The sequence below is a fragment of the Sulfobacillus thermosulfidooxidans genome (assembly GCF_001280565.1).
Classification (GTDB): Bacteria; Bacillota; Sulfobacillia; order Sulfobacillales; family Sulfobacillaceae; genus Sulfobacillus; species Sulfobacillus thermosulfidooxidans_A.
The window spans coordinates 2,448,764-2,461,369 of the sequence record NZ_LGRO01000001.1; the positions used below are offsets into that span (position 1 = coordinate 2,448,764).

Annotated in this window: 11 protein-coding genes and 2 pseudogenes; 7 read left to right on the forward strand and 6 right to left on the reverse strand. The window is 47.1% G+C overall.

What is annotated here, in order from left to right:
• Positions 1–4: 4 nt before the first annotated feature.
• From AOA63_RS12000 to AOA63_RS20600, 3 genes are all read right to left on the reverse strand, one after another.
• Positions 5–532: a GNAT family N-acetyltransferase gene (locus AOA63_RS12000; RefSeq protein WP_053959919.1), complete on the reverse strand. Its 528-nt coding sequence runs from the start codon at positions 530–532 to the stop codon at positions 5–7.
• Positions 533–783: 251 nt separating this feature from the next.
• Positions 784–987 carry a hypothetical protein gene (locus AOA63_RS12005; protein ID WP_053959920.1) on the reverse strand — a complete coding sequence of 68 codons (204 nt, stop codon included), beginning with the start codon at positions 985–987 and terminating at the stop codon, positions 784–786.
• A gap of 192 nt (positions 988–1,179) precedes the next feature.
• Positions 1,180–1,509 (reverse strand): hypothetical protein, encoded by a 330-nt coding sequence (locus AOA63_RS20600; protein WP_431607695.1) that lies wholly within the window; start codon positions 1,507–1,509, stop codon positions 1,180–1,182.
• Positions 1,510–2,113: 604 nt separating this feature from the next.
• On the opposite strand from AOA63_RS20600, the gene AOA63_RS12015 reads away from it, so the two are divergent.
• The 4 genes and pseudogenes from AOA63_RS12015 to AOA63_RS12030 all read left to right on the forward strand — a co-directional run bounded on the left by AOA63_RS12015 (position 2,114) and on the right by AOA63_RS12030 (position 6,036).
• Entirely contained in the window at positions 2,114–3,331 is a 1,218-nt protein-coding gene (locus tag AOA63_RS12015; RefSeq protein ID WP_053959922.1) for an MFS transporter, read from the forward strand.
• A 172-nt stretch (positions 3,332–3,503) separates the two neighbouring features.
• Positions 3,504–4,028 (forward strand): annotated as a pseudogene (locus tag AOA63_RS12020) (chromate transporter).
• Positions 4,029–4,049: 21 nt separating this feature from the next.
• The gene (locus AOA63_RS12025) at positions 4,050–4,655 is read left to right on the forward strand and encodes a chromate transporter (protein ID WP_139061591.1); all 606 of its coding nucleotides are present in this window, start codon (positions 4,050–4,052) and stop codon (positions 4,653–4,655) included.
• An 823-nt stretch (positions 4,656–5,478) separates the two neighbouring features.
• Positions 5,479–6,036 carry an Abi family protein gene (locus tag AOA63_RS12030; RefSeq protein ID WP_053959923.1) on the forward strand — a complete coding sequence of 186 codons (558 nt, stop codon included), beginning with the start codon at positions 5,479–5,481 and terminating at the stop codon, positions 6,034–6,036.
• Between the two features lie 34 nt (positions 6,037–6,070).
• Here AOA63_RS12030 and AOA63_RS12035 read toward each other — a convergent pair whose 3' ends face one another.
• Together AOA63_RS12035 and AOA63_RS20605 are read right to left on the reverse strand one after the other, a co-directional pair.
• Positions 6,071–6,700, reverse strand: coding sequence for a class I SAM-dependent methyltransferase (locus AOA63_RS12035; protein WP_053959924.1), 630 nt, complete (start codon positions 6,698–6,700; stop codon positions 6,071–6,073).
• A gap of 95 nt (positions 6,701–6,795) precedes the next feature.
• Positions 6,796–6,966 (reverse strand): annotated as a pseudogene (locus tag AOA63_RS20605) (hypothetical protein); the annotation flags it as partial.
• Positions 6,967–8,054: 1,088 nt separating this feature from the next.
• On the opposite strand from AOA63_RS20605, the gene AOA63_RS12040 reads away from it, so the two are divergent.
• Positions 8,055–9,167 carry an amidohydrolase family protein gene (locus AOA63_RS12040; RefSeq protein ID WP_053959925.1) on the forward strand — a complete coding sequence of 371 codons (1,113 nt, stop codon included), beginning with the start codon at positions 8,055–8,057 and terminating at the stop codon, positions 9,165–9,167.
• Here AOA63_RS12040 and AOA63_RS12045 read toward each other — a convergent pair.
• Positions 9,164–10,531: a glutamine synthetase family protein gene (locus tag AOA63_RS12045; protein ID WP_242848325.1), complete on the reverse strand. Its 1,368-nt coding sequence runs from the start codon at positions 10,529–10,531 to the stop codon at positions 9,164–9,166. The genes AOA63_RS12040 and AOA63_RS12045 overlap by 4 nt on opposite strands.
• Positions 10,532–10,779: 248 nt before the next feature.
• On the opposite strand from AOA63_RS12045, the gene AOA63_RS12050 reads away from it, so the two are divergent.
• Together AOA63_RS12050 and AOA63_RS20225 are read left to right on the forward strand one after the other, a co-directional pair.
• The gene (locus tag AOA63_RS12050) at positions 10,780–12,117 is read left to right on the forward strand and encodes a glutamine synthetase family protein (protein ID WP_053959927.1); all 1,338 of its coding nucleotides are present in this window, start codon (positions 10,780–10,782) and stop codon (positions 12,115–12,117) included.
• A gap of 125 nt (positions 12,118–12,242) precedes the next feature.
• The gene (locus tag AOA63_RS20225) at positions 12,243–12,548 is read left to right on the forward strand and encodes a carboxymuconolactone decarboxylase family protein (protein ID WP_278277069.1); all 306 of its coding nucleotides are present in this window, start codon (positions 12,243–12,245) and stop codon (positions 12,546–12,548) included.
• Positions 12,549–12,606 lie beyond the last annotated feature (58 nt).

Genomic DNA, 12,606 nt, shown 5'->3' on the forward strand with positions numbered 1-12,606 from the left:
GATTTTAAAGAAATTTTCTTAGCCAAATTTCGTCGATTGGTTCATTGTCAAGCCAGTACTGGCGGGGGAGTCTAGCTTCCTCAGTGTAGCCTAAGCGTTGATAAAATCGGAGAGCGGTGTCATTTATAGCCAGAACAGCAATACTAATTTTTCGGATGCCTTGAATACGCGCCCAGTGCTCGGCACGTTCAACCAAGGGCTGTCCAATTCCTCTGCCGCGCCATGCGGGAAGAAGGGCCATTCCGAAAGTTGCTGTGAATTGGCTTTTCCGAAACGTGCCGCGCACTATTTCTAACGATCCAACAACCCCGACTGCTGGTACTTCTGCTACTAAAAGTAAGTAGTTCTTTCCCATGTGCCGTATGGTTTGTTTTTGATCTTCAACGCTTCGAGTTACCGTGTCATGTAGCATGTAGGTTTGTTCTCGTCCTACGATATCCATTTGGACTAGAATGCTTTCCGTATCATCTGGAGTGGCTTGTCGGACAATAAAAGGCTCACCTCTCCGATCTTTAATATTCAATGGATCCATGGTATTTTGAACTCCTTCCTAACCTAATTTCAGAGCCACTACGACCTTCTCGATATGGGTAACCATAGGGTAAAACTAGTGAAAATACTGGTCGATTATGCAACCCTGCATAAATGTACTGCGTTTTGGCTTTTGTGTACAAATTTTAATGGACCATTGTCAGTCATATCAAAGAAATGGCTATAAGTTGGGAACGTGATCCTCCCTTTTTACGGGAGGATCACGTTCCCAAGCGACTTGCTGGTAAACAGTCAGGAAGATAGAGTATTTTGTCCTTCGCGGTTTTCGTTGAGGGTTTGGTGCCGACCGTTGGCAACTATCAGTTTCGGCTGGTAACCTTGCGCTGTAACACTTTTTTTATCAATCAAGGGTTTCTTTTGCACAGTTTCCAACAGAACTGCCCGAAGAATTCCAAGAATCCGGGCTTTTCGATATAGACCTAACCGTTCAGTCATCAACTGGGAAATACTAATACTGCCAGTCTGGGATAGAACATAGCACTAAGCTCCTTTGGTGAAAATATGGTTGCGCGTGAGGGAAAGGTCTGATTCGGATTAAACATTGAAACGTCTTAATCGTGGCCTTCGTCGATTAAGTGGCGAGTACTGCATATTGTGGTGTGATTTACCAGGGAGATCGGAAAGTCGTTACCAGGTGGATCGGAAATCTTGCCCGTCGCGTCCGGAAATTCTTGACCCTTCCCACAGGATTACTCCGTTACGTTTGATGTATCGCGTTCGGCTGGGCTTGACAAGACTTTGCGCATAGATTCGCCTTGAATGCTCACGCGATAGGCCCCATGAATGAGCCGATCGCGAATCGCTGCGTGGGCTCTGAAACAGGGCATGCCACGGATCTATGGGGACTTGGCTTGCCATGGCGATCCCCTTGGCTTGATGGCGGTCATCCACGATTTCAAACAAATCCTGACTTTCGACCAACGTGAGCGTGGTCAAGCCCCAATCATCCCCGGGCAAGAGGTCCCAGCGGGCCGCCGTAATCTCACGCGTGTTCAGAATATCGGTGTGCAGAGCCCGCTCTACCGCCTGTTCTCATATCGCCGGGGCAAACAGATCCTGTAATCGAATCAAGCCCTGTAATCGCGGATACATTTGTTCCGGAACCGGCGCGCTGTCAAAGCGTGTTGAAGAGCTGGGTCCACGTCGGCCCAATGCGTCGAGCCTGCTGCAGAAAAGCTTCGGGAGACCATCCGTGGGCCTTGCTTGATGATTCGGCGGCATATGGTCACGCAGGGTCTGGTAGGTTCCGGGTCGTTCGGCCCGGGGATGAATGGCCACTCGCTGGTGATCCGTAAGCGTCAAACCATTCCCGCTGTCAAGGTGGGAATGGTTTGATGCTTACCTTAATACAGCACTTCAAGACGTCAGACCCCTACAAAGGCCTGACGTTTTTTGAATCCATACGGGTTTTTAGAAATCAGGCATGCTGAAATGAGAAAAACGGACGTAGGGTGAGTCGGGTTCATAGGCCATGATGGGGGAAAATAAGTTTAGTGCGGTCATGGACAGGTTTCGTTGTTTTTTATTGTCAAACTTATGACCGGGAGAAGTGGTGAAAAGGATGCGATTAAAACCCCTAAAACCGTCTCAGATACTCATCATCGCTTTTATCGACCAACTGGCCATAACCATGTCTCAGCAAGGGCTGTCTATCTTAAGTGAGGCCTTTAAAAACTATGCGCACTTAGGCGTTACCCAAATGGGTATTTTATTTGCGACAGTGGCTTTGGGTGCTGTGGTCGGGATGATTCCGGCCGGTTTAGCCCTAGACCGCTATGGGGTGAAAACCATTGCGTTCGTATCTGGTGCATCCATTTTAATCATTATGCTCCTTTTAGCCGCGTTGTTGCCGAAGACATTTGTTCCATTGATTGTGCTCTTGGCCCTTGTGGGATTTTTTCTGCCTGCTTTGTTCTTAACGGGTGCGACCGCTATCACAAAAATGTACGCCGGATCGCCAAATGAAGGGATGGCGATTGGCCTTCGGCAAGCAGCGACGCCGCTTGGAGGGATTCTTGCCGCGAGTTTGTTTCCTTTGTTGGTCAAAAGCTGGAGCCTTCAGCTTGTTCTTGTGCTGATTGCCTTAAGTGCCGGTGGCTGGACCATGTTATTTGGTGGGGTCCTTAAAGCCCCTTCTAAGCGCGCTAAACAGCCTGCCAGGTCGGCGGCGCACTCCATGAATGTCCCTCAACTCAAACGCCAGCTAATTTTTTTGAAAAATCCCTTGCTCGTGAGTTTCTTGCTCTCTCCTGGTCAATATGCTTTATTAACTTATGCCATTTTGGATTTGCATGACCGCTGGCATATTCATATGACGATTGCCGGTCCCATTATTGCCTTAGCCTTACTCGGTGGTTTTATTGCCCGAATATATTTGGGCAAACTGAGTGACCATGGTATCGCGATTCCGAGGCTTTTGATGTGGACAGCGGCTTTAGGTTTGCTGTCTTTGATACTCTGGGCCCTTGTGCCCTCCGTCACCCCGGAGTGGATGTTGCTTTTCATTTTTATAGGATTAGGCGCGGGATTGGATGGATGGAATGCCCTACTCACTAATTGGGTTGCCCAGATAACCACGGAGAAGGAACGGGGTATGGCACTGGGCCTTATCGGGATGAGCGGTTTTATTGGCATCGTGTTGTTTCTCCCTCTGTTCGGTCTGATGATCCGCATTTTCTCATCATATCGTCCAGCATGGCTCTTATTAGCCCTCATTTATTTTCTCGGCATTGGGGTGATACGCCAGTCAGTCTCTAAGACTGTGGAGATCCATCCCTAAGACCATGAGCTACCCCGATTCAAATAATGAGCCCATCGCCTGAAGGTGATGGAAACGACACAGGAAATGCCAACATGTCATGGAAAATCGGTTAGGATAGAAGATGAAATACCAAGATAGTGTAATCGACTTAATCATTTTGAGAAAACAGAAGGAGTTGATCACAGGACATATGAGCACACTCCTTCTGTTGTTTTGGAATTTTCTTTGGGTGGGAGCTCTCGGTTTTGGTGGTGGGTTTGGCATGATCCCCTTGATGAAATCCATCAGCTTATCCCATCACTGGGTTTCCCTTGAGACATTTGATCAAGCCATCGCGATGGGACAGGTGACTCCGGGACCTGTGGCGATTAGTGCTACTTTTATTGGTGAACGTGTTATGGGACCTTTGGGAGCCTGAGTGGCCACTTTGGGGGTTTTTGCGCCGTCACAAATTTTTATCGCTTTGCTGACCCATTGGTATGAACGATTCAAATCCGTGGCTGCGATAAAAAATGTGATGGTGATGACTTTAGCGGCGGTGACGGGTTTGATCGCTGGGGTCAGTGTGACCCTCGGCATTTCCCTTATTCACACGGTATTGGGTGCGCTTTTGGCCGTTGTGGTGGCGATCTTAGCATTACGGGTGAAAAAGATTCCCTATTGGGCCTTTATTTTAGGAGCGGCACTATTTGGGACAATTAGGTTAAAACCTTAACGGTTTTAGAGAGGACGTCAGATGGCGATGATAGAGAAATCGACCTCATCAAGTCCTGTAACCCTGTGGGAACTGATGAAAATCTATACCAAGATTGGGATCTTAGGGTTTGGTGGCGGTTTTGCAGTATTAGCCTTTATTCGGGCTCAAATTGTTACGCAAAAAGGATGGCTGACTCAGACCCAATTTGACCATGTGGTGGAAATGTCCGCTTTTGCCCCCGGTCCCACAACGACTAATGTTTTAGCGGCAATCTCCTATAGACTTCTCGGGTGGCGTGGCATCGTTTTGGGCAGTATTGCGGCCCTATGGCCGTCTTTTCTACTGATTCTCGTGTTGGCGAAGTTGACGGATGTCTTGCATAGTGTCTGGGTAACCGGCGCATTAAGGGGAATGGAGGTCGCGGTTGTTGGACTCTTAGTCGATGTCGTCTGGACTTTATGGAAGGATGTGCCTCACCGTATTGCTACTGGCGTTGTCGCCATTTTTGCCTTGGTTCTGACCATCATCGGCGTCAATCCCGTCGTAATCGTTTTTGCTGCAGCCCTCTTTGGTCTTCTTGAATATCTTATCCGCCTTAAATCCTCTCAGCCTGGTCATAAGGCAGGTTCCAGAGGCTCTGATTGATATCGCAGAGAAAAAGAACTGAGATGCGCAGCCATACGATTGCCAAGACTTTGTTGTGAGCGCTGTGTTGGGAGAGATTAACTCACGTAGTGATGGTACTACGGCATTGTAATAACATGCCTTTATGGATGCCTGCCACTAGCGTTGTTGCGGCGAACAAGCCTGAACTTCTAATTTCCTCGGAGTACCCCTTAATAGTCAAACCATAATTTGACTTATGATTCCTTCTTTATACATAACGGTTCTAGAGTTCCACATCTCGCAATAAGGCATAGTTTATAATAGTCATGGTCTGCACCAATATATAATAGTCCAATAGCCCGGACAAACCTTGCTTCTTTCGACGATTGTGGTCCTTAACGAAGCGATTTCAGTCTCGAAGTCCTAATTGGTCCATGTTTTGCAAATATTCATGTCAGAATTCATCAGAATAATTATCGCCGAGGAGGTCCGTATGTTGTGTCAGTCGGAGTGCCTTGCATTTTTCCACACAAATAATTTTCATGGTCACCTAGGCTGCGGTGTGAAACGGCCTTTCCACCATCCTAATTCTACGAAAGCAGGTACACGAATCGTGTTCCGCACCAAATGATTGAGCTGCTCTTGCGCACGTGGTGAATGACACGTGCGCAAGAGGACATTGCATCAAGGAAGAGGAGTTAGAAAATCTTATTTATTATTTTTCTAATTTGAGATCGCTAATATAGACTAGGGATCGCTCAGTGTGTGATAATAATAACAACAGAGCCCACCACGCCTCTCACTATTACAGTGAAGCGGACCAGGGTGGGACTTTTTAATTTATGATTTAGGTGAATCAATCATGTCGCAACCAAGTGATGTAGAGGAACCTGCTATCGTTAAAAATGCAAAGTCTTTTGAAGAACAATTGGAAATTCTACGCAATCGAGGGCTTGTCATTTCAGATACCGAACAAGCTTTAGAAATTTTGACGCGAATAAAATATTATCGGTTAACCGGATATGCTTTGTTCTTTATGGATAATACCCGGCAACGATTTCGTGATAGCACTACCTTTGATCAAATCATCAAACTTGCTGATTTTGATCAAAAGTTTCGAAGTCTCTTAACAGGGATTTTGGAACCTATAGAAATAGCCTTTCGCACACGTATTGCCTATGAATTAGCCCACCGATACGGACCATTAGGCTACAAGAATCCTGACAACTTCACCTCGCGAACTTACCATGATGAATTCATAAAAGTATTTACTGGGGTTTTTATATTACGTGAGCTCTATCCAAATCGCCAGGATTGGAAGAATTTTTTAATTCATTTAGAAGCCTTATTGTCAGAGTATGAATCCATTATCGATCTCGATAAGATTGGATTTCCTCCAGACTGGCAAAGTTTGTTGTAGTGCAACTAATTGTTCTTCAGACTTTCTTATGATATTAGGTGGTTTTCATGACAATCCATTGGTTATCCGAATAGCCGACATGCTTCCACCATGAGGGTAATTCAGAAATCAATCGTGTCGGTCCAGGCCAGTTGGGGACGTCATCAAAGACAATAATCCCCCCTTCTTTTACGTAACCGCTCCAGAGTTCGAAATCCCGGCGTACAGCATAGTATTCGTGATCAGCATCAATAAATAATAATCCAATAGGTTGGTCAATTGGCCACGCCTTGGCCCCTTCGGCGGTTGTCATTCTTAAGGGAACAATCCAGTCCCGAAGACCTAATAGGTCCATATTGTGTAAAAATTCTTGGTAGAGTTGATCGGGACCATAATGGGCGAGAAGTTCGGTATGTTCTTTTTCACTCGGAGTGCCTTGCCAGGTATCGACGCAAATGACTTTTCCAACGGATTGCTGATCGGCTAAGGCTGCGGCCATCCATGCAGTGGACCGCCCTTTCCATGACCCTAACTCCACAACAACAGGTACGGGAATTTTATTCTGGACCAAATGATACAAAGTTATGCCAGCAACAGGAGAGCACCATCCTTGAATGGGTTCAATTTGTTTTTGCCAATACTGAAGTCGTTGCTGAATCTCAGGAGGCAATTCATGAAAATTCATGGATTAACCGTTCTTTTTTGAAAATTTCCTATCGCATTTTCCAGAAATAATGCTAGCATACAATCATTAATTTCCCTGCAAAATTAGCGATTAATCTAGGAAAATCGTGCGGTGCGAGAAAACTCAAACCGAGGTGCCGTTTCGACTTGAGCCACGGTCAGATTGAAATCCTCCGAAATCTGATGAGGGGAACTTTTTGCTTTAAAATGTTCCCGAATAATTTCCGGCTGGACGCTTTTCCCGGAGATGATCGGCCATTCAAATCTAACGCGGGGCGAGAACTACGCCTCCTGGTGGCCTCATAATCAATGTCCTTCAAAAACGGGCCAAACACCTCGGCCTAGGCTTGTTTCCCACGCTCCCGTCCTACCTCGACCAATACGTCCTGACGCGAGACAAAAATCTCGCGGCCTCCGACCTTTAAGGGGCAACGAGACGAAAGGCCGCTCTACCTGACAATTGTTGACAATTCTTGTGGATGCGTTGAATCAACTGCAGTGAAAAGCCCTCTTTTCTCAACTCTCCTACCACAATAACCTCGATCAAGTCCCAAAACGATACCCCATTGAGCGAACTGAAGGACGACACGGGAGGACGGAAGACCACAGCGTCTTCTGTCTTTCCATTACGATAACCGACAAGCCATCGCTTGGCAGTGCCGACTTGTACATTGGCGAGCCGAGTGGCACAGTAAAAAGCGTCTTCACAAAGGCGGACACGATTTTCCTCGGTTTAATAGAATCGTATGATTTTGTGTGCATAGAAAACATAACAACGTGGAGCATCGCAAGCACATTATGATTGATTATATTTTTCGAGATGAAAAATAGGTGGCCGTTGAGACGGTCTTTAGACACCGACATTTGGCGGCCATGATGGGATAGACGTGGACGATGCCGGAGCAAAATGCTGATCAGGTTTTTGCCATTATCTGGGTTCTTTCACATTGTGGTCAATCCGCGATTCCTTATCGGTTGACGTTACTCGGAGGGTGAGGGCGAGCGCAAATAGGCACTCTGAAATATCCGGTATTGTCGTCGAATAATTACATGGAAAAGAAACAAAAACCGAACCATAGGACGATTAAGGGGACGTAAAGCAAATTCATGTCGTTATCGTGTCGTTGTTGTTGACCTTTTTTGCAGAGTCCGGTAATGTTTGGCTAGTGTGAATTGAGGGACGTTTTTCTGTCTGAGATCGACATAGTATGTCCAGGTGCCGCGTCACGCTGGGGTGCCGGAAACTCCGATATGCACGGAATGAGTACCGAGATCGACGATCTGCAGTGTTCAATGGTGTACTTCGACAAGACCCTTTGTCATTAAACACTGCACGGTGGCTGGAGGAAATTTGTATGAGTTGGATGGACGGAATTCCATTATGGGACCATCATTGTCATGCGTTAATCGACCCCAGCTTAGCTGGGGATATGGAACTGTTTGCTTATGCGTTAACCGAGGCGCCACGTTCGTATCCCTTGAAAGATATCCAACAAACCGTCACCTATTGGCAAGCATTGAGCATTGCGGCGCAAGAATTAGGGACCCGCTGTGATGCCAAGGAGATAGAAATGTCTTTGCGCCAAACGGATTTTGGATCCTATTCCCGCTCTTTGTTTCACAAAGCAGGATATGAGCGCCTGTTGATTGACACCGGATTTACGCCGCAAGGCGGCTGGCCCTTATCCGAGCTAGAAAGTGTCTTGGCGATACCGATTATGAAGATTTTACGGCTAGAAACCACGGCCCAGGAACTGTTGTATCAATTTGCCGATGTGCGAGATTGGATTTTGGCGGTAAAGGACCGTGTGAAACACGCCCGGAGCCAGGGCTATGTAGGAATGAAATCGATTATAGCGTACCGTTCAGGTTTAGAGGTTTATCCTGTCCATTCAGAAGATGCGCAGGCGGCCTTTGCTGAGATGAAAAAGCAAGGCCAAACGCGGTTGACCGATCCGCGTTTACTCAACTATCTATTATGGGAATTGGCCCCGGTATTCATTGAAGAAGCTTTGCCTCTTCAGTTTCATACCGGCCTTGGTGATCCTGATACCAATTTGTATAAGGGCAATCCCTTGTTATTGCGAGATTTCCTCGAAACCTTTATTCCCCAAGGACTGCAAGTGACGTTGCTTCATACTTATCCCTATCACCGCGAAGCCGGATTCTTGGCGTCTGTCTATCCTAACGTTTATTTTGATGTGTCCTTAGCGCTGCCATTGGCAGCGAGTGGGGCCAAACGCATTGTGGCCGAAGCCTTGGAATTGGCTCCGGCCACTCGCGTGCTGTTTGCTTCCGATTCTCATACTCGTCCGGAAAGTTTCTATTTATCCGCAACGCTTTGGAAACAGGGATTAGAAGCCTATTGCGATAGGATTACCCAAGACCATCATATTTTGCCTGAAGTGGCTGAACGTTGGATGAACCTGATTGCCTGGGAAAATTGTCGCCGCGTCTATCAACTTTAATAGCGAAACCTGTGCCATGCGGCAATCTCTTCCGGAGATTTGTTCTGATAAAAAGCGACTTCGGAATGTTTGACGGCTAAGTAGCTTTGCATGAGCAATTCCCCCATGGCATCGTGCAACACGGCATTTTGCGCTAAATGACTCAGTGCTTGATCTAATGATGAAGGTAAGCGGATAATCCCCCGGATTTCCCGTTCATCCGCGGGAATATCATCAGGATTACTGAGGACGGGATCTTTGGGATCAAGCTTCTTGGTAATACCATCAAGACCGGCGGCGATAAGTCCGCCTAAAGCTAAGTAGGGATTACTACTTAAATCTGCCGGTTTAAACTCCACATTCACGCTTTGTTGTTCTTGCGATTTAATCGGGGAAGCGATGCGTAAGGGCGCTTCCCGGTTATCCGGGCCCCAACAGGCGTAACTAGAACTCCAGGCATTAGGCACAAGACGCTGGTATGAATTGACACTCGGCGTCGTCAGCGCCAGTAAAGCGGGCAGATGGTGAAGAATGCCAGCCATGAACTGATAACCCATCGTGCTGAGTCGGTAGGGATCACGTGCGTCGTAAAACAGATTATTCCCTTCATCATCGAGGGCACTAAAGTGAATATGTCCTCCGTTTCCAGCTTGATCTAACCACGGTTTGGGGGCAAAGGACACTTGAAGTCCGTGACGTTTAGCGATGGCGCGGATAGTTTCTCGAATATAGAGTTGTTGACTGGCGGCCTCCATGATGGGGCGGTGGCGGACGGAAATTTCGTGTTGACCATGCGCGAGCTCTGGATAATATTGCTCCAGAATAATCCCTTGCTGTTCGAGGTTCGTGGCGAGATCATCCAGAAAATCTTGGGAAATTAACATGCCTTGCGACGAGAAACATAACGTCTCATCCCATGGTTTCCCATCTTGGACGAGACTAAATTCGTTTTCAATACTGGCTTGGATCGTGATCCCCATAGCCTTCGCTTGTTGATCCATGCGTGCTAGAAAATGACGGGGACAGGCGTCCCATGGTTTTCCGTCAAGGGTTGTCATGACGGTGAGGACGGCTCCTGTGTGGGGCGCATACGGCAAGATTTGAAAAGTCGATAAATCAGGGACGAGACGCACTTCCCCGACGGGCCCCATGCCTTCTACCGTTTGCAGTTGATCAAGACTATTCATTGCTTGCATGGCGACGGTAAGTCCAATCCCGCTGGATAATCTGGCGGGAAGGGTGGGAGCATAGGCCGATTTGCCACGAATAATGCCGCCGTTATCGCAATAGAGAAACCGGACAAAGCGAATATCTTGCTCCTGAACTTTCTCAAGCACATCGTCGAGTTCCATAAAGTACTCCTTTTCACTGAGAGTTGTGATCATCTCATTTCATTATGGCGATCTTCTTCGGCAAAAAAATTTGGTATTCCGCCTAAAAATTCTCCCGATACACAAAAAATTTCGGGAATTGTGTCACATTCAGCAGGAAAAATGCCTGGCAATCACGAATTAAAAATGAAATTTACATTCCATTTCTCTTGTTATTCTATCTCACCATATTTTCCCATGCCACAGAGTTGAGACATATTTGTTCTTAAATTTGTTCTTAAGATGATCAGGAGGCGTGATACGTGACATATGAAGACATCAACCGGTTGATTGCGGACAACGATATCGAAGTGATCCGGGTCGTGTTTAATGACATCACCAATGTATCCCGGGCCCGCAACATCCCGGTGAAATATTTTCAGGAAACCGTGATGCAAAAAGGTGTGCAATATCCTTCTGCGATGTTATCGGTCGATACCTCCGCCAACTTTGTCTTAGCGGCGGGCGCAGGATTTGCCGGAGGTTATGGGAGCTGGCTATTAAAAATCGATCCGGAAACCTTCCACATCATCCCTTGGGCGAAAAAGAGTGCGCGGGTGATTGCGGATCTGTACACGTTAGATGAAGTGCCCGTTCCGGTGGCACCCCGGTCAGTCTTGCAGCGCGTCCTTAAGGAATTCGATAAAGAAGGATTGGGTACTTATGGTGCGGCTGAGCTCGAATTTTACATCTTTAAGCAATATGATGAACACGGCTTTGAACCGACGTGGACTGGTCTTCAATGCTATTCCGAAATTAAACAGGGAGAAATTGACGAAATTTTGTATCAAATCGTCAGCGGCCTAGCGGCTGTAGGGATTCACGTCGAAGCCGCTAATACCGAGTATGGCCCAGGGCAATTTGAAATATCGATTAATCCGCAATGGGGTATTGCCCAAGCGGATGTGGCCTTCACTCTCAAGACGGCAATTAAAGAAATGATGGCCCAACGGGGGCTCTTGGCGACTTTTATGACGAAGCCGTTAACAGGGCTCAGTGGCAGTGGCAGTCATTTCCATCATTCGCTCTATCACAAGGCCACCGGTCAAAATGCCTTGTTTGACCCAGAAGGTGACTATGGGCTAAGTGACTTGGCTAAACATTTTATCGCCGGGCAATTGCACCACGCCAAGGCCATATCGGCTTTGGCTAATCCGACCATCAATTCCTATCACCGCTTGCGTCCTTATACTTTTGCACCGAGTAATGTGACGTGGGGCCTGGAAAATCGGATGTGTATGATTCGTATTCCTGGCGCAAGGGGACAAGGAACCCACATTGAGAACCGCTTACCGGGAGCGGACAATAATCCCTATTTGATGATGGCTGCCATGTATGCCGCGGGATTAGATGGCATAAGACGGCAATTGCCGGTACCTCCACCCGTAGAGAATGAAGATGCTTACGCTAAATCGGATGCATCGTCCCTTCCGAAAACTCTTGGGGAGGCTCTTGACGCCTTAAATGAGGATGAGGTGCTAGTTAGTCTGTTAGGGCCTGAATTTGTCCAAGCCTTTACGGCACTCAAAACAAACGAAATTAACCGCTTTATGGATCATGTTTCTGACTGGGAAGTCAAAGAATACCGTGAACTCTTTTAGGAGGAGAGTCGATGAGCTTAGTCGAGGGTGTCGCTGAAGATAAGGCGGTCGGAATAGTTAAAGAGATTTATGAAGAAATGAAGCAGGTTCGGGGATGGAACCGCATTCCCGCTATTTGGCGGGTGATGGCTCTAAAACCCGAATATCTCAAGGTCAACTGGGAGCGCTACAAGAAAATCATGATGCAAGGCCAGATCGACGCCAAGACCAAGGAGATGTTGGCCTTGGCAGTCAGCATGGTGAATGGTTGCAGCTACTGAATTGACAGCCATTCTTTCGCGTTGCGAAAGATGGGAATGACCGATGAGGAATTGGTTGAGTTGGTTTCAGTTATTGACTTTTTTTCGGGGACGAATGCCATGTCGACAGCTTTAAAGATTGCCTTTGAATGGCCATCGCTACCATCACACCCAGATGAATCAGCCCATTGATTCGAACGGCTTCGTTTATTTGGGCCCGCACAAAATTGGGGTGGGTTTAAAGAGGAAT

Excerpts from the sequence above, each read along its gene's own strand:
- AOA63_RS12025 (WP_139061591.1), top strand. The coding sequence starts at position 4,050 with ATGGCGATGATAGAGAAATCGACCTCATCAAGTCCTGTAACCCTGTGG.
- AOA63_RS12040 (WP_053959925.1), top strand. The coding sequence starts at position 8,055 with ATGAGTTGGATGGACGGAATTCCATTATGGGACCATCATTGTCATGCG.
- AOA63_RS12005 (WP_053959920.1), bottom strand. The coding sequence starts at position 987 with ATGACTGAACGGTTAGGTCTATATCGAAAAGCCCGGATTCTTGGAATT.
- AOA63_RS12035 (WP_053959924.1), bottom strand. The coding sequence starts at position 6,700 with ATGAATTTTCATGAATTGCCTCCTGAGATTCAGCAACGACTTCAGTAT.
- AOA63_RS12000 (WP_053959919.1), bottom strand. The coding sequence starts at position 532 with ATGGATCCATTGAATATTAAAGATCGGAGAGGTGAGCCTTTTATTGTC.
- AOA63_RS12015 (WP_053959922.1), top strand. The coding sequence starts at position 2,114 with ATGCGATTAAAACCCCTAAAACCGTCTCAGATACTCATCATCGCTTTT.
- AOA63_RS12045 (WP_242848325.1), bottom strand. The coding sequence starts at position 10,531 with ATGATCACAACTCTCAGTGAAAAGGAGTACTTTATGGAACTCGACGAT.
- AOA63_RS12030 (WP_053959923.1), top strand. The coding sequence starts at position 5,479 with ATGTCGCAACCAAGTGATGTAGAGGAACCTGCTATCGTTAAAAATGCA.